Source organism: Halorubrum yunnanense (genome assembly GCF_026586675.1).
Classification (GTDB): domain Archaea; phylum Halobacteriota; class Halobacteria; order Halobacteriales; family Haloferacaceae; genus Halorubrum; species Halorubrum yunnanense.
Genome location: NZ_JAODIX010000020.1, coordinates 1 through 21,475, shown reverse-complemented (window position 1 = coordinate 21,475; position 21,475 = coordinate 1). Strand labels below are relative to the sequence as shown.

The following is a 21,475-nucleotide window of genomic DNA, read 5'->3' as shown; positions in this document are numbered from 1 at the left end:
GGTCTCTGACGCGGTAAAACCGTGAATTATCGACCCCACCCCGACGCAGTCTTGCGTTCAACAAGGCACCCTCACTCCAACTGCCGAACGTTGAACTAACGGCGCCTTCCGTGAATTCGGCTTCCTCGCCAAGCTCGGATTCCTTTGGCGGCCGACCCTTTTCATCAACGATGCGTCGTAGTTCGTCGATGATCGTCTCAGCAGGAATCGACCTTTGATGAGCGCGCATATGCCCCGCAATATCGACGTTTCTGTCGAACGATTCCCCGCAGATGTCACAGGTGTAGTCGCCTTCGATCTCCATACGTACTCCCGAGCGCTCGTGCGCCCGCACCCCTCACAGGGCCGGAGAAACACACTCGGGTCGCACACCGATTCCCCCGGTTTTACTGATAAATGTTGGACCCGTAACCGAGGTTGTGGCTGCGCGCGCAGCGACCGCAGGGAGCGAGCACGGAGCGGTGGGTGGGGCGGTGGGGCTTGGGCCGGTCCGGCACCCAACAAAAAAAGAAGTCTCCGTCAATTGGTTATGCTTCCCACCAGCGGCCGCGCTCAGGGAAGTTGATGGTGCTCCAGCCGGTGACGGCCAAGGAGACGCGACCCTCGTACCAATTCCGGGCTGCACCGTGAATGCGAACACGTTCACCTTCCGCGATCCACGGTGCCTCTGAGGCCTTCCAGATTGTCACTCGGGTTTGGCCACTCTCGTCGGCAATGAGTCCAACTTGAGCGATGCTCGGATGAGATGGATCCCAGAGGGTCTTGACACGACCCTCAATGCTCACCTCCTTGCGATCGATGTCCTCGAGCTTCCCGATGGGAACCACCTGTCCCGGCGCCGTCTGTAACTCTCCGAACACCCGCACGACCGCACTTGCCATGTCCCGGCCGTCGACGACCGCTTCGGCCAGGCGTCGACTGATCGCCGCACGCGACCAGCCATCCACCCGCGTCGCGAGTCGATCTGCCTCCGTGTTCACCGTCGCCAGTTCATCTTGGGAGAGTTCCACTCGAGGGTCGTCCCGTTCGGGGTCGACCCTCGGGTCCACACTCGCGGCCCGCTTCTGGAACTCCCGCCGGCGCTGCTTGCTCCCTTGCGCGACGACCTCTCGCGTGCGCTGCTCGCGACCCTCCTGCGTGCCCAGCTCAGCCTGGGCACTGATGCGCTCCAGTTCGGCTTCCCGCGCCTGAATGCGCTCCTCCTGTTCGAGGGTGACACCGTGAATCCGGTCCTCACTCGTGTCCGCGATCCCGTCCGGGTGGTTCGCATCCACCTTCGCCTGCGTCTCCTGCTCGACCGCGGCCTCGAACTCCGGCGTCTCGTCGACGACTGGGAAGCCGTCTTCATCGACCGCCTGACTGCCCGCTTTCTCGAATGCCTGTTCATCCACCGTAACGACCTTGCGACTCGAGTTGGTACTAGACATTGGGTACTCACCGTACCTGTGAAGGCGCTCACGCGCCGACACCGCGATGCTCCTACATCGCGGTTTCCGACGACAACGACCGACAGAACCATCTGCGCGCTCTCGCTCGCGCCTTCGCGAGCGCCCTACCGGGCGCGAGCGAGAGCGCGCCTGCATGAGGTGGCCCCAACCAGCACCGCGCGCCGACCCGCCCGGAGCGAGCGGCCAGCGGAGTAAGCGTGGGGGGTGAGCAGCCACGCCGCGCAACCCCTCGCGCTTACCCGCTGGCGCCGAGGGCACATGCACTTTAGCCCGGAACGGGCGCGGGCGGTGCGGAGAGCGCCCGCACGCCCGGAATGGTCGGTCGCGAGCGACACGGAGGGCGGCAGCGGCGAGCGGGGCGGGCCGCTACGTACACACCTGTCCAGCCGGCCACATCGCTCGGTGAGCCATCTACAGTCCTGGTGGACTCAGAAAGGGCGAGGCCGCCTCGGCCGTCCCCCGACCCCGCAAGCACCGCAGCCACGAGGCGCGCAGCGGCGGTCGCGGGACGTCGAGCGGCCGAGGGCTTTCGAGGGTCCTCTCCCACCGAATCAGATTAGCAATCAGTCAGCTGTTACCGGCGACCAGGTCCTCGATGAACCGGAAGCCGTTCACGAACGTCACCGAGTCACCGTACCCCTCACTCGCGAGCACGGTTTCGGCCCCCTCGCTGGCCGCGATATCGGTCGTGTAGATGTACACCTCGGTCGTCGACCCCGAACTGAGATACTGGGCAGCGATGGCGGCGAGGGCGGGGTCGGCACGTTCGACCTCGTCGGCAGGGCGGTCGTCGGCGTTCGCGATGTACCGCTGGACGCCATCCATCACCCGCGAGACGACCGGCTCGGAGAACTCCAACGGTGTCGCAACCGTCGCCCAGCCCTCGTCGATCGCGGTGTCGATGGGTGGCGCCTCGATGTCGGGGTCGTCGACGGTCAGCTCCTCGTACACCCGTTCGGGGAGGACGAAGGTGATGTCGTTCCGGCGAGCGAATCGGCGAACAGCCTTGTAGCGGCTGTTCGAGGGCTGTCCCATCGCGACGAACAGGCCGGTGTCGGCGATGTGGAGCCGGCTCACGCGTCGTCAGCCGCGTCGCCGTCGTCGATATCCAACTCGTCGAGTCCCGCCCCTGCCTCCTCTATGTCGTAGTGCTTGTGGACGACAGGCCGGAGCGCTTGGAGGATCATCTCTGCCGCCAGCGGCGAGATGTCGAGGTCCTCCGCCATCAGCCGGTGGGTCACCTCGCCGCGCTCCCGAGCGACCGCGTAGGTAAGCGCGGTCGCGAGGCCGGCGACGCCGTGCCGGTCAATGTACGTGTCGATGTCGGCGTCCGTCTCGCGGCGGCCGACGGCGTCGATCAGCGCCGGCGTGATGGTGTACTCGCGGTCACCAGCAGCCGTCGTCACGGTCAGGTCGATCTCCCGGGCGGCGTACCGCCGCGGCTGCTCGTCGTCGGTGATGTCGACGACGCCGGCGTCGACGAGCCGGTTGACGTAGCTGTAGGCGGTCCCCTGGGCGAGCTCGAGGTCGTCCATCACGTTCTGAACGGTCGCGTCCCGCTCCCGGGCGAGGTACGCGTACAGCTGGGCGAGCTGCGGCTCCTCAAGGAGTTCCGCAACCGAGAGGAAGTCGCGGATGATGTCGCCATCAGTACGATTCGAGGTGCGTGACACGGGTCGTTCTTGATTACAGTTTACAGCGAAACAGTAAAAAGTGTTTGGGTCACTCCGCCGGCGTCGCGACCAGATGCTCCTCGAGGTCGCGCGTCCAGTACGTCGCGAGTCCGCCCGGACTACAGCGGGCGCACAGCTGTAACGGGCCTTCCAGGTGCCCCAGTTCGACCCGGAACCGGGTGAGTGCCGCAAGTGTGTCGACGACCAGTCCACAGCCGTCACAGGCGACGTAATCGCGCGCCTCGGGATCCGGCTCCGTCTGAATCGCGCAGTCGACACAGATCGGGTGGGTGACCTGCTCGTCCTGTCCCCAGGTGTGGGCCTCGCCAGTCTCGGTACCGGGCGGGGCATCACAGAACGCACAGCTGACGAGGGTCTGCTGCATCACTCGGCCTCCGCGTCGGCGTCGCGGCCGGCCGTCCAGCCACGGTGGAAGACGGCCAACTGCGTCGATGAGTCGAACGTGGTGCCGCTCGGCTCGTGAACCAGAACTTTGTCCTCGGGAACCGGAGTGACGACGTCCGCGTCGACAAGGTCGTTGACCAGGTGCTGGGCCGTCCTGTCGTCGACGTCCGCCGTGTCGCCGCCGGCGGCGTCGCGGTCTTGGGCGAGCAGTTCTTTCTCGAACTGTTCGTACTCGCGACTCGTGTCGTCGTGCGGATCGGGACCCGGCATGGTGAGTCACGCAGCGCACGCTGTTGCGCGCTGTACGCCTTCCGGCGCCGACAAACAGTTCATGGCGTACAGATTCGGCACCTCCTCGGATCGCCCGGCCGCCAGGATACACTCACTCGAGGAGTCGGGCGGTGGGTGGCGGCGAGGGAGTGGATCCAGCCCCACCGTTAACCAACACTGTGCCGGTATTGGTCGGGATGTTGGTTAAGCCTCGTCCCTACGGCGTTCGGAGCTCTCGAACTGGCTTCACGACGAAGGTGTCTGGCTCGCTGGTTGCTCCTTCACCTAATCGCTCCGCCGACGTCGACGCCGACCGCGAGAGCTGGGTGATGAGCTCGTCGCGAACGGTTCGTCGAGGGACGGTGGTCTCGTGCCAACCCAGCCGGTCGTCGAAGTGCCGCTTCTGGAACTGCTCGCCGACGTCGTCGGCGACGTACTGCGTCCGCGTCGACCGCCCGACCTGCCGGGAGATGAAAGACGGCACCTACGGCCTCGTGTGTGAGCTCGACGAGAGCACACTCCACGAGCGCGACGACCGACGCGTGATCCCGGTCAGTCGGGACCGCCATCTCGAGGTCCGCCCACGGCGCCTCATCGTCGGGAGTGGTTACTGCGTGATCCGCTGCTCGTGTCTTGCTGCGTCGTTCCGAAGCCATCGTCTATCGGGGGCGCGTGTTGCGCCCCGCCACCCCCTCGCGGGGGCGATAGACACCACCAAAACGCACCCGCTCAACCTATGCGTTAATTCTGACATGTCCGAAGTTCCGCTACCCCTGTGACGGCCCCTCGGCCTGAGAGAGCCGGCGGCCTTCGCACACTGTATATCGCCTCTTTCTTTGGATGAAATCCGCGATATGCAAGGCGGAATAGCGGGCTCAAATTACAGAAGAACCTCGTCGGGCCGATTTGAGGGCGTAGAAAGTACCTCGACGAGTTCTGGGATAATCCTGTGAATTGAAAAATTGCTCGACAGCGGGGTAAAAGAGGTGATTTCGGGCGTATCTGGATACTCGGGAACCGCTGTTTCACCTGTTGTATATCTCTCGAGGTTCTTCTGCTGGGCACCTCAAATCGTGGAATTTTCCCTATTCTCTCGATTCTGGCCGTATTAGCTCCTGAAAATTGCTCGACGAGAGCTCAGAAGAGCCTGACTCTAGCCGCAGTGTAATTTTCGAAATTCTGAGGCGAGTGGCTCTGCTGAAACCCTCCCAACTCACATAACCGGTTTGCTGAATACAGGGGGTAAATGTAGAAAGCTGCCGGTGTTTATTTCACATTTCACATAAAATATTTCCCGTTAATTAAATGTGCGTATTGACTGCTGAAAATTCTGCCAGCTCAAAGAGAGGTTCAGCTACCTGTGCGAGATACAGGGCGCATATTCAACACTCGTCACGATTAATCATAACCGGTACTCAGGGTACTAATGTTGCCGACCAAGCATCGGATTCTCAATATGGAACCTGAAGTCTGTTACCACTCTATTAGATAAATCGTTACATGAAGCATCAAGGCTACAGCCAACTACGTGACCTACACAACTGTCGTTCTCAGCAGACGAGACACCAGATGAGGCCAGTCATAACTCAGCTCCACAGTCAGGACAAAAATTCGGTTTTCCGTGTGCTAATAGCGGGTAGCCACAGGCGTGACACTGATTGGCAGGGGGGACGTCAGCACCAGTGAGGTCGGCATCGGTGAAGTCGGCGCTTCTAAGAGTAGCGTTAGAGAGGTCAGCATCAGAGAGGTCTGCTTTTCTGAGGTTTGCGCCGGAAAGATTAGCATCTCGGAGATCTGCGTCGGTGAGGGAGACACTAGAGAGACAAGCGCTAGAGAGGTTGGCGCCAGAGAGGTCAGTACATTGAAGATTAGCGTTAGTGAGATCAGTGTTGGAGAGGTCAGCATTGGAGAGGTCAGCGCCTTCGAGATTAGCGTCAGGGAGATCAGCGTTGGAGAGATCAGCGTTGGAGAGGTCAGTGCGTTGGAGATTAGTATTATGGAGAGGAACGTTTGAGAGGTAAGCGTCGGAGAGGTCGGCGTCTGAGAGGTCAGCCCCCTCGAGATTTGCACACGTTATCTCCGGATATTCGGCTTGAGAGAAGACTGCGTTGGAGAGGTCGGCGTGGGAGAAATCGGCGTTGACGAGGTCAGCATCTTGGAGATTGACGTTGGGAAGAGTGGCACCGGAGAGATCAGCATCTCGGAGATCTGCGTCGGTGAGGCTGACGCTGGAGAGGTCGGCGTCGGAGAGGTCGGCGTTTCTGAGAGAAGCATTAGAGAGGTCGGCGTCGGAGAGGTCGGTGTCAGAAAGGGTGGCACTGGAGAGGTTGGCATCTTGAAGATCTGCACCGGTGAGGTTGGCGCTGGAAATGTCGGCGTCGGAGAGGTCGGCGTAAATAAGACTGGCGCCTGAAAGCTCAGCGTCGGAGAGGTCGCCTCCAGAGAGGACGGCTTCTGCACCAATGTCGGTCGGGGATATCTCTTCATCATGTGGTACCGTGTACTCAAACTGTGCGCCTGCGAGTTGAGTCTCTGTCACGATGGCCTCGGAAAGAGAGGCTCCAGTGAGGATGGTATCGGTGAGGTCGGCATCAGTGAAATCAGCTCCCCGGAGGTCGGCGTCGGTGAGGTTGGCGTCGGTGAGGTCAGCGTCAGTTAGATCGGCATCAGAAAAGTCAGCTTCAGTGAGGTCAGCATCAGTGAGGTCAGCATCAGTGAGGTCAGCACTCTGAAAGTTCATATTATCAAAAGCGAATCCCTCAGAGACGAGAACGGCATTTGAGAGGTTAATGCCCCTGAGTTTGGCTTCTGAAAAATCAGTGCCCGAGAGGTTGGTATTCGAGAGATCGGCACCCGTGAGGTCAGCATCTGAGAGGTCTAGTCTAGAGAGATCCAGTCCAGCGAGATCGGCTCCTGGTTCTATATCAGTCTCATCTATCGGCTTGTCTGTTATGGGATGTATCAAGCCACAGTTAGCACACACTAACTCTTTTGACTCATCTTCTACTTCTTCAAATTCTGTATCACCGCATTCTGGACACTCTCTTTGTGGATTTAGCTTATTTCCCATATGTGTAACAAGCCATTTAGATTAATAATGCTTTTTATTCATTAGAGATATCACACTAGAGTCGGTAGGTTGCTGAATGAACCCTCTGTATCTCGCACGCCGCTACTGACATATTGTGGAGAAATCGGCGTTGGATATCGGTACGTGAGTTCCCTGTACTGAGCGATTCAACGCGATTGTCTATCCGCTCTCTCATATCAGCAGGGTCGCCAAACCAATCGCTATCTAAGGATCCGATAGATTCGGGAGAGTCTATGATTCAGAATTGCTCAGTAGGCCCAGCTGATTCCTCCTCAACCTGCTCGTACATCTCGTCCGAGAACGGGAGACTGCCCCAGATCGAGTAGGGACACTGGTCTTGGCCGATGCAGTAGCGCTGGAGATCGTCGTTATCGCAGTTCATCGGCAACGGTGTGTCGCCGTCGATGGTGTTCGAGAATTCGTAGCGAACCTGGTACTCGGTCTCCTGCTCGTCGTACCATGGCCACCGGGAGAAGACGTCCTTGAGGTCCGCGACGATCTCGTCGAGGCTGCTGTCTTGGTACTGCGGCAGCCACATCACCATCCGCGCGAAGTTGTAGAGGTCCTTTCGCACCGGCTTCTTCTCATGAAGCCGCTTCTCCATATTCGCCATACAGGGGAGTTCGAAGAGATCCTCGATCTCTCCCACTTCGATTTGTTCGGCGCCGGTTCCGGCTCGCCCGATTCGGTACGTATTGACGCGCCCGTCGCGGTCGATCGTGACTGCTGAGTGGGACTCGTGGTCGGCCAGCGTCTTCGCGAGACTGCTCGGACTCGAGATCCAATCTGTCACGGATGATTCCCAGTCGTCCTCGGCATCGTACGCCTCAACCGCTCGATAGAGCTCTTTCGCCGTGTGGAACTCGCCCGTTTGCGCCACGTCGTCGGGCGAGTCACTCAGGGCCCGTCGGAGGACGCGGATCGTCCGTTCCCCACGGTCCCAGTTCCGCCAGATACGCTCGTGATGGCCGGTCTCGAGGAAGCGGTCGATCCGCTCCGTGATCGCCGACTCGTTCGTGGCCAGCCACGTCAGCTGGTCGTCGGAGAGCCCGTCTTCTTGCACCCGCAGGAGCTTCTTGAACGCCCGCTCAGCGTAGTCCCGATACTTGCTGTCGAAATCACCGACCGGGACGTACAGATTGTTGTCCTTCACTTGCGTCAGTATCTCTCCGCCATTGTCACTCCCCGTCGACGACTCGTCCTCCCGAACGAGACATTTGCGTGACGCCGCCGCCATCGGGATTTCGAGGCACAGGCCATCCCCGAACCCCGGCATCTCTGTGATGCCCGTACAGACCCGACCCGGATGCGGGCCATCTTCACCGGGCTCCTTGCTGTACAGCACGTCGGCGATGTCCTGTTGGAGCGACCCATCGCCGTGGGCGCGGATGAGGGAGGCGAGATTGTTGACGTACAGCTCTCGGATGTTGTAGAGCACCTGGATGTTCCGGGGCGACGCGTGCTCGAACTTCGGGTGTGCTTTCACACAGATCGCACTCAGCGTCGCGAGCACAGCGAGCGTCCCCGGTTCGTCGACGAACGGCTCCTCGGCAGCATCGGCACGAACCTGCTCTTTGAACGCCGCCGTCCCGAACCGCTCGACGTCGTTCACGAGGTCCTCGGGTTGGTCCTCGCCGTCGACGACGTATCGGTTGTAGCCACGCGTAAACAGCTGGTTGATGCGGGTCTCACCGTACTCCAACGGGAGTGCCGCAACCCGATACGCCATGTCTTTGTCGTCGGTGGGCGTACTCGGACTCATTCGCCGATCACCTCGGGCGTCGCCGACCGAACATCGAACGCCGGGCTCTCGATTGGTTGAACGATGCTACAGACGTCGGCGTGCAGCGAGTAGGGTAGGCGAGCGACACGCCGGCGGTCGGCCGTCACGACGGGATCAATCGGGATGTCGTACGTCTCGAGGAGGAGGTCGTTCAACACCTCGCGACTCTGCTCGTCGTATCGGTGCTCCGGGTCGCTATCCAGCAGGTAGACGTGGACCCCCTGCCCGCTGTACACGACCATCGTCTCCTCGGCGTCGAAATCGTCCTCGAAGATGTCGCGCACTTCGAATCCGTACTCGATGGCGCGGTCGACGTCTTCGAAGGCGTACGGATACCCCTCGGGAGCAGCGTCGAGGATTCTGGCGGCGTCGAGGAGCGCATCGTTGTCCTGATCATCGACGGCCGCCGACACCATCTCGTCCGCTCGGTCTCGGGCGATCTCTTTCGCGTCGATGTCGACGAGGAGGACCCAGGGTCGTTCCCAGTGATCCAGCGCGTAGTACACGGCGTCTGGCCGTGGGTCCGGCTGCTCCAGCACCCCCGGATCAGCAAGCGCGAACTCGCTCCGCCCCAGTGGGTCGTTGCGAGCTGGGTGTCGAATGAACTCGACAACGTCCTCGAAGTCGTCGAATTCGGGCGTCGTTCGGTCGCCCGACGCATCTGTTTGCCACGTATCTCGCCGGATGAATTCCTTGTCCGGCACCTCGTCTTTGCGAACCGGGTGGGACTCGCGGAAGGCGATGGCGTACTGTTTCGGGCCGGTCGCCGTGATGAATTCCGGAAGGTCATCCAGATAGCCTGGGAACTCCTCGGCGTAGTAGGCGTAAATCTCCTCGCGGGTCGCCTGTCGCCAGGTCATTGGTTGAGCTCTTGATCGAGATTTTTGAAGCCCCGAACGGTGGTCAGGCCCGCAGCATCGAGGTCGTCGACGGCGTCTCTGATGGTCGCGAACGACCGTGCCGCCCGCCCGCTGACCCGCTCGTCGATCCGATCCGCGTCGGCAAGGCTCTCCAATACGTCGAGCGCCGTCTCGCGATTGTTGAAGGCCCAGATCGCGTCGGCGTCCACCGCGCTGAGTTTGTCGTAATCCTCGACCGGGGCGTGCCGGTTGTTACTCGCGAGCTCTGCTTCGCCGGCCCAGACGAGATCGCCGTCCTCGTCGATGCCGGCCACGTCCAGTACGGTGCCGTCGTCGGTTTCGTAGTACGGTTCCACGCGAACCACGTCGTCTCGCTGCTGGAGCCAGAGCTCGAGGAGCCGGACGCCAACCTTGTGTGGCGTTTTCTCGCCAAGATCCCCCGCTCCTGGCCCCGCCTTCAATTCTTTCCCGAGGAGGTCTCGACCGTCCGGGAGGACGGTGTAGTACTTGCGCCCCGCCGCGGAGTCCGCTTCCAGGAGGTCCTGTTCTGTGAGCTGCTCCATATGGAGGTCGTCGTATTCGTCCCGGAGCTGGCTCATCCTGTCCAGTAGCGTGTACTCGTCGTCCTCTCGGTTCATCACGTCGAGGACCCGATTCAGGAACTGGACGTCGTCTCGACTGAGCCCGCGTTGGCGGAGTTCGTCATCGGGGACGGGCACGCTGCTTTCCTGGACGGGCGTTGCCCCGTTCTCCGGCTGCGCTGCTTGGTCACCAGCTGACTCCTCGTCCGTCTCGGTGGCCTGCCCGAACAGGGGACTCATCGCTGCCCCGTCTGCATCTGGGTCGCTGTCCGTCTCGGGCTGGGTAGTCGACGTCGATGAGTCCTCGGTCGTCGATTTGCTGATGAACGCGGATTGCTTCGGGTTGGTCGCTGCATCGCCGTCGGCAGCCGATTCCGTCGTCTCACCCCCCGAACTCCCCCAGACAGTCTCCTCTGGGGAAGTACTCACCTCAGTCGGCTCTGTCAGCCCGTACTGGGCCTGTGTCCGCTCGACCATCCGTGGCCGGGACACGGACTCGAAATGGTCTTCCTGGGGCTCTGTGAGCGGCTGATCGCTTTCTGGATGCCCCGGTGTAATCGGGAGGGGCTTCAACGAAAACGGCGGCGGACCAGTCTCCCCGAACGACGGACTCGGGAGCTGGGCGATCCACTCGCCACTTGGGAGCGTGTTGATTCGGTTGCGGAGTTCGGTCGGGCTGAGGTCCTCGTGCGCGAGCGACTCTGCGAGATCACGCTCGATCGAGATGTTGCCGATGAGCTTCGTCTTGATATTGTTCAGCACCTCGTCGTAGGCTCGTTCGTTCCGATTTCGTACCTGTTCGGGGAACTGCATCACGAGCCCCATACTCAGCCCGAACGATCGGCCCTGCGGCAGTAGCTGCTCGGAGACGAGCTTTGTCGACGCGACTGGCGCCGCCTCTTCGATGATGAGATTCGTGAGTTTCTCATAGTCGGTCTGGCCGTCGCGCCGGCGTACCTGCACCGCATCCCAGAGATTGCTCAACAGCAGGAGTGTGATCGCTCGCTGTGCTTCCGGGCGAAGGTCGCCGAGGTCGAAGATGATGGTGGCGTCTTCGTCGAGGAACTCGCGGAAGTCAAAGCGGTTGTCGACGTAGTCGCCAGCGTCGTTCTGCTCGGGGACGTGGCTGAAGATCCGCCGGAGATGCGCGTCCTCTTTGAGCTTGTCGAGGCGATTCCCGACGGCGTCCATCGACACCTGGAACTGGTGGTTGTCCTTCGCGAAGTGACGCGTCAGCGATTCCTCGATGTTCTGGTTGTCCGCTGATACCGGGGGAATCGTCTGGTCGCGCTGCATCCGGAGCGTGGCGGCGAAGAGGTCGTCCAGCCCGAACACGTCGCTCCCGTACTCCTCGTCGAACAGCGCCTTGATCAGGTAGCTCAGGATCTCGTTCGCGACGAACGCCTGGCCGTACTGCTCGCGGCCCATAATCATCCGGAGGATGTCGTGGAAGTGGTCGACCTTGTCCTGAATCGCGTCCTCTCGGTTGCGACCCGCCTTGAGCGCAGGCCGGATGTCGAAGAAGGAGAACGCGGGGATTGTCTCCGGGACGCGGAAGTGGTAGACGTCGTCGAGGCCACTGAACCGCTCGTAGTGGCAGCGCAGGTAGTTCTCACACATTCCGTCCCCCTTCGGGTCGACGAGGACAACGGGGCCACCCGTCGTCTCACGGAGCGAGAGCGCGTCGTTGATGATGGCCTTCGACTTCCCGCCACCTGTCGACGCGAACCGGCCGTAATGCGTCGGCAACAGGTCCGGCGGGACCCGGATCGGGTCTGGTCGTGGCTCACCGTTTTCGTCGAGCGCATAGCCGATGGCCATCCCGTCCTGGAACTGCTGGATCAGATCCGGATTCGGCCACGGGAGCGGGTTCCGACTCTGCTGTTCGGCCCTCGTTCCCCGCGTCCCTTCGACGGTCAACTGTTCGGAGGAGGGGACGAGGACGAAGTTCGCGAGCTCCGTTCCACAGAGGACCAGCTCGGGGCGTGTCTTCCCCCGGCCCGTCGTCAACTCGCGATTGAGGAGGCGCTGGAGATCGGCCCGTGCCTTCTTCTCCTTCGTTTTCTCACGGAAGCCGCTGTCTCGGAGGCGTTGCCCCTCGACCTCGTAGAACGGTCCATCGAGCGGGTCGAACACGGGGAGGAGCGAGTCCATCCGGCCATCGAGGTCGTCGCGGGTGTCGTCGGTGGGGACGCCGACGGCCCGGATGTTGACCGTGAACGACCGTTTGGCGTTCTTCGCGTCGATGTACTCGATCCGCTTCTCGACGGCCTCGCTGAGCTGCCGGTCGTCCTGGTCGCTCCGCTGATCCTCGACCTCGAGTAACGACCCGACGACCTCCTGGAAGAACGTATCCCGGCCGTCGACGAGGTCCTCTTTCCGTACCTCCGCGTCGGACTGCCAGCTGGCACGCCGTTGGAAGACGACTTGGAACGCGGTCGGCGCTGTCGCCTCCATCAGATGGTCGATCAGCGATGCCAGCGCTGCGCCCGGTTCGTCAACGGACGAGAGATCGCCGTTCGTTTCCTCCGCTGTGAACGGCGTCAGCGAGGTCATCCAATCCTGCTTCCGTGACGCGGCGCCACACCACCGGACACCGAGCGGCGAGACAGCGTCTTGGGCCGGGCGAGCCAGAATCGTTCCCGCCGGTGTCATCGTCGGCTGCTCGATGGCCCGTCGCTCTGCCTCGTCGTCTGGAAGTGCATCGGGCGGCGCTAGTTCGAGGGCCGAGTCCCCGACAGTAACGTGATGATCGGGGACGCTCGTGGCTGCCGTACCGCCGTCGACAACGGGATCTGCTTCGGCTGACTCGGAGTCCGCTGATTCCTCGTCGACGATGCCGTACTGTTCTGCCGGGCCAAACTCGTACTGCAGCCGCCCGGTCTCGTAGTGTTCGGCGAATTCCTCCGGTGTGAACTCGACTGACTGAATGAGCCGGGCAGCGACGTCGACGTCGACGCGCTCGATGTCGAACGTGGCCGGATAGATGGAGCGGAGGCGCTTCTCGAGCGTATCGAGATGGGCATCGGCCCCGTAGAAGAATTCTACTGGGTCGTCCGGGCCATCACTGATCGCGAGGAACTCGAATCGGGGTGGTGTCTCACTGTGGAGCGGGTTCAGCTTCGCCCCGAGGCCCGACGAGCCGGGCGTGGTCAGCTTGTGGAGACTGTCGAGGACGCGGGAGATGCTCTCCGGGTCAAGTCGCTCGGATGTCGGCGTGACGCGCAGGTACTCAGCCATCGTTGGTCTCCTCCGTCGACCCGCCGTCTGGCTCAGCTTCGACGGCGTCTGATTCCTCGTTCAGTTCGCTCGTTTCGTTCGTTCCGTTCGTTCCTTGGTGTTCGAGCTCTTCCTGGAACTCCTGCATCTCGGTATCGACGGCGTCGTCGCCGGCGCCGGGGAGTGAGGACCGAACTTGGGAGGTCGGGTCGAAGTCGATGACCTGCTTCTCCTTGGGCATCGCTTTGACCTGGATGCCGCGCCACTCGCCGTCGACGCCTACCAACGCCTCGGAGAAGCCGGCGTCCTCGTTGCCAGGCACGGCGTCCTGGACGAACCGCATCTGTGCGTAGTTCAGGCCGAACTCGTCGGCCCATTCCTCGTCCATCCCATCGAGACGGTGGAATTGCTTGACCGCACACTGGTCGAGGATGGCCTCGCTCTCGGCGTGCTCGAAGAACTCGTCGACGGTCTGCGTGACCAGCCGGATCGAGAGGTCGTGGTGCCGGTGGTGGCGGAACACCGTCTCAAGGAACGCCAAGCTCGCGGCGTCCTGCATAATGTAACGCGCCTCGTCGATGTAGAACACGACCTCCTTCTCCGAGACTTTCGCGCGCTCGTACACCAGCGAGATCAGGAGCTGCATCGTCAGCGCCGTGCTGCTGTCGACGCTGCCCTCCTGCTGGGCGAGGTCGAGGTAGATCACCTTCTCGTCTCGAATGTCGAAGTCCGATTCTTGGCCGAGGTTGGCGTGCCGACCGTCGTTCTCGAATGGGCGGAGCTGGTCGAGGAGCCACGTCGCGTCCTCCTTGATCTTCCCCGCCTCCTCGTCAGACCGGACGACGAACTCCTCGGGGTCGTCAACCATGTCCTCGAAGACGTCCATCATATCCCGAATCGTCGGGCTCGGATTGTCGTGCGTGGAGATATCGTCGGTGATTCCGTTGCGCTTGTACGCTCGCTTGAGCCCGAGTTCGAGCGTCGTTCGGCGGTCACCCAACGAAATGCCGCGGAGCGCGAAGAAGTTCGTCAGGAAGCTCATCGCGTCGTCGAGTTTCTCGTTGAACGGGCTCGCGTCCTCGCCCATCGCCCGCTGGACGTGCTCGGGCGTCTCCCGAATCTCTAAGGGGTTCAGTCCGAGCGTCCCGCCGACCGTGATGCGTTTGGCATCGAGCGCTTCCGCGACGCCGGCCCAGTTGTTCAGCGGCTCGAGGATGATGCCGATGCGGTCCTTGCTCTGCTCGATTGACCGGATGAAGTTCTGCTTCGAACTGAACGACTTCCCCGACCCTGTGTCACCGACGGTGAACATCGCGTAGCCGTTGTCCCGCGCGAACGGGTCGATGACGACCGGGCTCTGGTTGTCCTTGTGGATTCCGAACTCGACGCCGCCCTCCTCGAGGATCGTCGCGTTGTGCGGCGAGGACAGCAACGCGCCGACGGCGCCGCCGAGCGCAATCGACGTCCGCCCGAACTCGTTGTCGCCGATGGGTGCGGCGGACTGAAGGGCGAGATCCTGCCGACAGATTGCCGTCTTCGGCGTGAGGTTCGCCGGATCGTCGCGGAGCGCGCTCTTGACCTTCTGGACGGCATCCCGGAGGTCCTCCTTCTCGTCGGCTCTGACCGTGATGAACATCCCTTGGTCGAAGACGTTCGCGCCATTCTCGACGGCCTTGTACGTCGCTGCGGCCTCGTTGGCGCGTTCCTGTAGGTAGGCACTCCGCACGCTCTGTTCGAGGTCAGCATCCACCTGGAGGTCGTCAGCGATATCCTGCAGTTCGTTCCGCGCCCGCTCCTGGTTCTTCGGCGTGATGTGGGCCGTCAGGTCGAACTGCACGTCAGTCATCTCGAAGAGCTCGGAGAGGTAGCCGTCGTTAGGGTAGTCCGGGTAGTCAGCGATGTACAGCGTCGTTGTCCACTGCTCGCCGACCCGTGCCGCGCGCGTCTCCCACTCGATCGTCGCCGGCGCCGTCACCGTCTTGTGTGACTCGGCGATGTCGTCGAGGAGCTGGCGTTCGGCCGCGCCCTGTTCGATGGTCTCCTCGTCGAGGAGGTCCGAGAACTCGACCTCTTCCTCGTCGTCTTCAGTGTACCAGTCCCAGAGGAATTTCCCGCCGATCCCGACCAGTACCGCGAGCAGAATGTAGAGAGCCGCACCTTCAGCTGAGGTTGGGTTTGTAAGCCACTCCGTGAGCTGGCCGACGGCTCCGCTGCCCGTCTGGAGGACGAGGTTACGCATCGTGGGCATCCTCCCGGCGCGAGTGGCCGATGATGGGCTGTTCGCGAACGACGCTCTCTGCGTCGTCGTACTCGTGTTCGCGGCCGTTCCAGAAGTCCATATTCAACACGAAGAGTTCGACCGTGCTGAGCCGGCGTGCGGACCACCCGGAGGCCTGCTGGATGAACTCCGACCGCACATCGTTGACCCGGCTATCCAGCTTCTCGAACATCTGTGCGCGGCGCTCGACGTCGGTGAGATCCTCGCGGCGGGTCACGAACGGGTTGAACAGGAACCCGATGACGGGGAACTGCGTCAGCTTCTCAGCCGGCGTCCCCTCGTCACGGAAGCGGTCGTAGACCTCCAGCGGGGTGACCTCGACGCCGATGTAGTACCGCACCTGCTGGATGCCCCGTTCTCGCATCTCCTTCGGCCGCGTCTCCCGATACTCCTCGAGGAGTTCCCGGAAGATCGGATTTTCTTTGACGTCCTCGTCGTTCAGGCGGTCTTCGATGTTCTCGGTGATCTGTTCGACCGGGAACGAGCGGGTCGTGGCGTGAAGTTTGAGTTTCGAATCCAGTTCCTTGTTGGCGAACTCTTCGCCGGCGTCCTGGAGCTGTGCCCAGTTGTCGGACATCGCGAAGTCCATGTTGCCGGGGTCGATCTCGATGAACGCCTCCATCGTGCCGTCCGCGCGCTGGATCGCGCCAGCGCCCGGCCACGCCCGCTCGATATTCGTGAGGTCCTGCGTCCGCTCGTCGGGCTTGAATGGCGTGTAGTTCGCGAGCCCGCCCTCGTTGCGCTCTGTCTCATTGGTACTACTGTCGGCTTCCTCCGGGGCGCTGAACGTGATCTGGGGGCGCTTGACGTAGCGATAGACGTCTTTCGTCCACGTCCACGCGTTCAGGTGGTCGGGCGAGACGTAGACGATCGCGACGCCGAACCCGAACCCACCTGCGACGAACGGCAGGGCAAGTGATTCGATGCCGGTGAGGCCGGCGATGAACAGGCCGACGATCGGAAAGGCGATCAGGACGCCGACGTCGCCTTCCTCGATGTTGAGGTAGGGGATGCGACTCTCCTCACCGAACTGGTCCATGATACGCCGTGCGGCTGCGTCTTTGTCGATGGACATAGGTTGTTAGTAGCTTCTAGGATCGTTCTCGGTCCGCCGGTAGGACGGCGTCCCGCTGTCTTCGTCGCTATTCGCGCCCCGGGCTGCTGCTTTCTGCGCTACAGCGTGTCCCGCTGCGGCCTTCGGTCCCCACCGGGCCGCCGTCGTGGCGACGCCGGCGCCGCCGATGTAGGCTCCAGCGGCGACACCGCCGATGAGGGCCGCTCCTTTCGTCGCACCACCGAGAACCTTCGCCGTGAGTGGGGTCGCGTACTTGAACGTCTTCCACGTCACATAGAGTGCAACGAGGGGAAGTGAAGCCGCAACGAGATACTTGAGGAACGCTGATCCCGGCGTCAACGCCCCTCCAGAGTAGAGTAGATCGTATCCTTTGAGGACTATCGCTGCAGGCAGGGGTAGGATGGCCAACGGGACGAACCGTTTGCTGAATCCCATCGCGACATCAGAGAGGACAGGGATATTACCATACGCAACGGCGAACGCAATGGGCATCCCGTACAGGTAGACGTAGAGGAGAATCTGCCGGATGTAGAACAGCGCCTCCAGTGCCCACATCGAAATTCCTCCGATAAGAGCAAAGAGGAGACCAAGACCGGGGTTGGTAATCGACCCCGTTATGAACTGCAACATAGCAGAGCCCAGCGAGGACAGTTCCGGCATCAGGGCAATCGTGAACCCATCAACAAGGTAGAGCGCGAGCGCCCCAATCCAGTACCAGGTAATAATCAGAAAGGCTCCGACCCAGGCAGTCTTCTTGGTCTTCCGAGCCTCGTACGCACTCCCGATATTGAAGATGCGGATGGTGTGTCGTCCCTGAACGCTCATCACAAGTAGCAGCAGAGAAATTAACATGATCTCGCCGCCGATGAGCCCTTCTTGGATTGCTGGCCAAGGGGCGTTACTTGGTTCTCCGAAAATGAACGTCCCGTCAGTCTGGGGAGTCGGAGTGCCAAACATCTCTTCGGTCAGCGTCTGATACCCCGACCGAAGCCCGTCCATGAACAGACCGATGAACCAATCGACGACGTCTTTGAATCCCTCGAGAACGACGTCTATCAGGTCCACCATCGTTAGGCCTCCGTGATTGAAACCTCGCAGTCACTCATCTCCGTGGATCCGGAGTACTGTACATCGAAGGATTTCGATACCTGGTCGCCGCCAACCTGGGTTCGGACTGTGACGGTGAACTGGCCGCTGTTCCCGTCCGGGGAGCATCCCATTCCCTCCTCAGATTCAGAACCAAACGGGAACGAACTACTGAACAGGTCGGTAGTTTCTCCCGGCGAGATCACCACCTGTTCGGTTTCATACATCCCGCTACCTTGGGGATCTTCGACAGGGTTTGGAACATCACCGGAGAAAATTAACTCAACAATCGCTTCTGGTCCGCTTCCGGTGTTTTCGACGGTGACGTACGCTTCCCCGTTCTTTAGCCGATCCGTCTCGGTGTCTCCGTAGACTTCGTCCCACGGCTTCTCAGGGTTATTCCGGTAAAGACCGACCTCTTGAATTCCAATTTCCGGCTGAATCAGTGAGGAACTCTCAGCTAGCGTTTCTTCACCGCTGAGAGCCACGAGAGTATACTCTCCAGGCTCATAGGAAGTTCCGATCTCGAAAGAGACCTGTTGTGACCCAGCAGCGGTTTCTCGTTGACCGAACAGCTCCCCATTCGGCTGGACGAGGTTGATCTGGTCGACTCCCTCTTCTGAGGAGTATTCAACGACGAGTTCTGTCTCCTCTACGGTGACTTGCTGGATGATTCCCCTTTCATCAGACGGTGTTGAGTTCCCGCCACCCGGGGAATCGTCGTTGTTGAGGCATCCGGCCACGCTCACGAGAGCGGCGCCGGCGACTGTTCGGAGGGCGGTCCGTCTACTGAGGTGGGGATTGTCCTGAGTCATGGGTTTTGTCCGAAGATGTCTTCTGGGCCGAGCATCCGCAAGAGGCGCTTGCCAGCGTAGAACATCACGAAGAACGGCAGGAGCTGCCAGCCGACCTCGAACACCAGCGCAAACCAGCCGTCGATCGTCCCGAGTGGGTGCCAGCGGGCCGTCGCGGTATCGCTGACGTACGCCGGGTCGTGACCGAGCCACGAGCCCGGATGGTACCGAGCCGTGTAGATGCCCGGTTCGTCGATGGTCACGATCGCCACCCCCGAGGCGTTGGTCTCGACGCGCTGGTCCGCGACCGTGATGTACCCGTTCCGAGTGGTGCCGCCGATTGGATACTGACGGCTATCGTCGAGCGCAATCGGCGCACCAGTTTGATTGTCCCGGAGTTCGACCCTGAGCGTCGCTTGCGACTGATTCTGCTGGATGACCTGGACCGTGAGATTGCTGCGGCGGAGCTGCCGCTCGGAGCCGGCGTCCGGCTCGACGATTGACGCATTCACGCCCCGGACGATTCCCCCTACGTGGAGGGCCTGTCGGTCTACGTTCTCGGCTCGAACGGCGACGCCGTACGTCGTCGTGTACGACTGGTTGACGATGTCGATATTGATGTTCTCACCGATGGTGCCGACTGGTGACGGGCGGTCAGTCCCCCAGGTCTCGATGAGTTCCGGTCCGTCTCGAACCGGCTCGGCACGCGGCCCGATCCGTGAGGGATAGGCGTGGACGTACACCGGAATCGCGTCTGACTCGACGGTGGCGCTATCCGTGCGATTCGACCGGACGAGCGTGTCCCAGTTGGTGTTCCGAGCGGTGTAGAACCGCCAGATGCCACGGACCCGTGCCTCACCGTCCTCCGTGAGCGTGTACCCCTGCCACGGCCGCGACTGGAAGATGGTCACGCCGGCATCGCCGTTCGGATACTCGGCGTAGTAGGGGTACGCCGAGAGGTCGTAGATCTCGACGGCGATCGAATCGGAGACGTTGCGTGATTCCGTCCGATAGGTGACGTCGACGTCCGTCCGGTCACCCAGGTCGGTCCTGACCGTTTTCTTCAGCCGGACGCTAATCTCCGCTTCCAGCGTGAGATTCGCACTCCAGTCGTCCTCGATCTGGTAGTCGAGGGCAGGCGTATGGGCCCCGTCACGCTCGGCGATGGTCTCGCCGTCCTTCTTCAACCGGACTTCTTCGATCTCGTGCTCCGTGAGCGACCACGAGATAGTCGTGTTGCCGGAGGAACTCCCGTTGGGCACACGAACGCGGTAATCAACGAACCCGCGCATCGTCCCATTCGGCGCGATGTAGAGTGGGGTTTCACCGGACTCGAGGTGGCCACGAGTAGAGGGCTGGACCGCGAAGATCGTTGCGTGAGCATCCTCGATGAAGACGCCGTCCTCGAGGTCCGCGTGCGGCGGATGCACGGACGTATCTGGGCCGGCGGCGTTGAGGTCCTCGAAGTCGTTCCGCGTCCACGTCGCCGCGGTCGCGGGCGGCCGTTTGAACGTAACGTCCGTCCCGTTCGCGACTTGGTGGACGGCGGAGCGGTCCTCACCGTAGCGCTGGCGGTACTCCTCCTGGCTGATGTAGTTGTCCGCATCACGTGACCACAGCGTTGCCGACCCATTTTCCGTGAGCCCGTTCCCCTCCGTACCTGGTCGTGGCGGGTCAGCGGCGACGATACCCGTGACTAGGCTCGTCGCGAGCAAGCCGGCGATGAATACTGGGAGCTTTCCTCGTATCATCAGGGATGTGTTGTGGGAACTGGGTAGTCACCAGGGAACGAGGTCCACGCACTCTGCCAGCGGGAGACCCATTATCGACCCGGCGACGGTGTACAGCGGGCCAAGGACGACGAGGACGACCGCGGACTTCATCGCGGAGCGCTTGTGGCGCTTAAGTCCCTTCTTCTGCTCGGGGTTGAGGGTGAACATCTCGATGAGGGAGTCAGCCTGCCAGACGATGGCGAGGCCAACGATCCCCAGCGCAGTAGTCAGCTGGAAGAATCCCTCAATCATGCTCGGAAGGTTATCTGCGCTACAGACCGCGTTGTCTTGGGCGGCTACTGGCTCCACAGCGACGAGGCTGAGGAAAACGATCGTGAGCCCCGCCTGCCGAGCGATACTTTTGTTCAACAGTGACTGATTTTCAGCGCTTTGCTCAGAGTCGGAGGGAGTCTTGTTCTCTGACATCGCGAATTATTCGTTTGGGGTATCTCCAGCTGGCGGCTTGCGATCCGCATCTTCCACGAGCGACTGGAGATCAGCGAAGCGGTTTGTGGTTTCAGCGATCTCTTCGAGTGTGTAGCCCTGCTCGCGGGCCCGCTCGAGGAGGTCTCGGAATTCGTCGGGATCCACGCCACGAACGTCCATCTCTTCGCGGAGGGCACGACGATAGAGCGCTGAAGCGTTGATGTGGTCGTTCCACATCAAGTATAGGTCGTCAATCTCTTCGATGGTCACCGATCTGGTAATCATATTTGTGTGAATTTGGCCACCGACACTGTGTGTTGGCGCACGGTGGTCGATACTTCTGAGGCAATAAGTGGAAATCGTTAGTTAACTAGGATTAATCCGAGATAATCCCAATTTAAACTTCAATAAACGCTACAATAGCATCTGGTCTTAAAGGGTCTCGACAGAATCACCCAACATGGGCTTCTGATCAGTTGAGGTGCCCGTCCCAATCCTCTCAGTGACTACTCAATCTCCAGTATCGTTCCCTCATCCTCGTTGAGCTGTTCACGGATTTCGTTCAACAGAACTTTTCCTTCTTTGTGTAATTCCTCACCTTTTTCGAGTGATACATCATCCGTATCGAGCTGGTCGATGATCTCTTGCCTTGTTTTGCCGCCTAGTGACGACGGTCTCGGACGCTCTTACTGTAATATTCCGCCAGATTAACCC

18 protein-coding genes and 1 pseudogene are annotated in these 21,475 nt (G+C 61.1%); all 19 read right to left on the bottom strand.

All coding sequences use genetic code 11. The features are described 5' to 3' along the window. Positions 1 to 304 (bottom strand): homing endonuclease associated repeat-containing protein (locus tag N5096_RS04975; protein WP_379789985.1); only part of this gene is annotated, 304 nt, incomplete at its 3' end. Between the two features lie 223 nt (positions 305 to 527). Further along, on the bottom strand, positions 528 to 1,427 hold the full coding sequence (locus N5096_RS04970) for an OB-fold nucleic acid binding domain-containing protein (protein WP_267663223.1): 900 nt from the start codon (positions 1,425 to 1,427) through the stop codon (positions 528 to 530). 588 nt (positions 1,428 to 2,015) lie between these two features. Further along, the gene (locus tag N5096_RS04965) at positions 2,016 to 2,525 is read right to left on the bottom strand and encodes a PIN domain-containing protein (RefSeq protein ID WP_267663222.1); all 510 of its coding nucleotides are present in this window, start codon (positions 2,523 to 2,525) and stop codon (positions 2,016 to 2,018) included. After that, the gene (locus N5096_RS04960) at positions 2,522 to 3,121 is read right to left on the bottom strand and encodes a DUF7437 domain-containing protein (protein ID WP_267663221.1); all 600 of its coding nucleotides are present in this window, start codon (positions 3,119 to 3,121) and stop codon (positions 2,522 to 2,524) included. Before N5096_RS04960 ends, N5096_RS04965 begins: the two co-directional genes overlap by 4 nt. Positions 3,122 to 3,170: 49 nt before the next feature. Then, positions 3,171 to 3,506, bottom strand: a complete 336-nt coding sequence (locus tag N5096_RS04955) for a DUF7558 family protein (RefSeq protein WP_267663220.1) — start codon at positions 3,504 to 3,506, stop codon at positions 3,171 to 3,173. After that, a complete protein-coding gene (locus tag N5096_RS04950) occupies positions 3,506 to 3,796 on the bottom strand; it encodes a DUF8069 family protein (protein WP_267663219.1) in 291 nt (96 codons plus the stop codon). Before N5096_RS04950 ends, N5096_RS04955 begins: the two co-directional genes overlap by 1 nt. A gap of 217 nt (positions 3,797 to 4,013) precedes the next feature. Further along, positions 4,014 to 4,452: pseudogene (locus tag N5096_RS04945) on the bottom strand (DUF8030 family protein). 923 nt (positions 4,453 to 5,375) lie between these two features. Continuing rightward, on the bottom strand, positions 5,376 to 6,866 hold the full coding sequence (locus tag N5096_RS04940) for a pentapeptide repeat-containing protein (protein ID WP_267663218.1): 1,491 nt from the start codon (positions 6,864 to 6,866) through the stop codon (positions 5,376 to 5,378). A 259-nt stretch (positions 6,867 to 7,125) separates the two neighbouring features. Next, positions 7,126 to 8,649, bottom strand: a complete 1,524-nt coding sequence (locus N5096_RS04935; protein ID WP_267663217.1) for a primase-associated protein — start codon at positions 8,647 to 8,649, stop codon at positions 7,126 to 7,128. Next, entirely contained in the window at positions 8,646 to 9,530 is an 885-nt protein-coding gene (locus N5096_RS04930) for a bifunctional DNA primase/polymerase (protein ID WP_267663216.1), read from the bottom strand. Before N5096_RS04930 ends, N5096_RS04935 begins: the two co-directional genes overlap by 4 nt. Continuing rightward, positions 9,527 to 13,351, bottom strand: a complete 3,825-nt coding sequence (locus N5096_RS04925; RefSeq protein WP_267663215.1) for an ATP-binding protein — start codon at positions 13,349 to 13,351, stop codon at positions 9,527 to 9,529. The genes N5096_RS04930 and N5096_RS04925 overlap by 4 nt, the downstream gene beginning before the upstream one ends. Further along, positions 13,344 to 15,578, bottom strand: a complete 2,235-nt coding sequence (locus N5096_RS04920; RefSeq protein ID WP_267663214.1) for a VirB4 family type IV secretion system protein — start codon at positions 15,576 to 15,578, stop codon at positions 13,344 to 13,346. The genes N5096_RS04925 and N5096_RS04920 overlap by 8 nt, the downstream gene beginning before the upstream one ends. Beyond that, positions 15,562 to 16,683, bottom strand: coding sequence for a TraC-like domain-containing protein (locus N5096_RS04915; protein WP_267663213.1), 1,122 nt, complete (start codon positions 16,681 to 16,683; stop codon positions 15,562 to 15,564). Before N5096_RS04915 ends, N5096_RS04920 begins: the two co-directional genes overlap by 17 nt. Before the next feature lie 6 nt (positions 16,684 to 16,689). After that, positions 16,690 to 17,751: a TrbL/VirB6 family protein gene (locus tag N5096_RS04910; RefSeq protein ID WP_267663212.1), complete on the bottom strand. Its 1,062-nt coding sequence runs from the start codon at positions 17,749 to 17,751 to the stop codon at positions 16,690 to 16,692. Between the two features lie 2 nt (positions 17,752 to 17,753). After that, positions 17,754 to 18,584, bottom strand: a complete 831-nt coding sequence (locus N5096_RS04905; RefSeq protein ID WP_267663211.1) for a hypothetical protein — start codon at positions 18,582 to 18,584, stop codon at positions 17,754 to 17,756. Beyond that, entirely contained in the window at positions 18,581 to 20,314 is a 1,734-nt protein-coding gene (locus N5096_RS04900; protein ID WP_267663210.1) for a DUF8186 domain-containing protein, read from the bottom strand. Before N5096_RS04900 ends, N5096_RS04905 begins: the two co-directional genes overlap by 4 nt. A 27-nt stretch (positions 20,315 to 20,341) precedes the next feature. Continuing rightward, positions 20,342 to 20,761, bottom strand: coding sequence for a DUF7985 family protein (locus tag N5096_RS04895; protein ID WP_251331444.1), 420 nt, complete (start codon positions 20,759 to 20,761; stop codon positions 20,342 to 20,344). A gap of 6 nt (positions 20,762 to 20,767) precedes the next feature. After that, positions 20,768 to 21,046, bottom strand: a complete 279-nt coding sequence (locus N5096_RS04890) for a hypothetical protein (protein WP_256403867.1) — start codon at positions 21,044 to 21,046, stop codon at positions 20,768 to 20,770. A 221-nt stretch (positions 21,047 to 21,267) separates the two neighbouring features. Beyond that, on the bottom strand, positions 21,268 to 21,399 hold the full coding sequence (locus N5096_RS16315) for an exodeoxyribonuclease VII small subunit (protein ID WP_267663224.1): 132 nt from the start codon (positions 21,397 to 21,399) through the stop codon (positions 21,268 to 21,270). Positions 21,400 to 21,475: the final 76 nt, after the last annotated feature.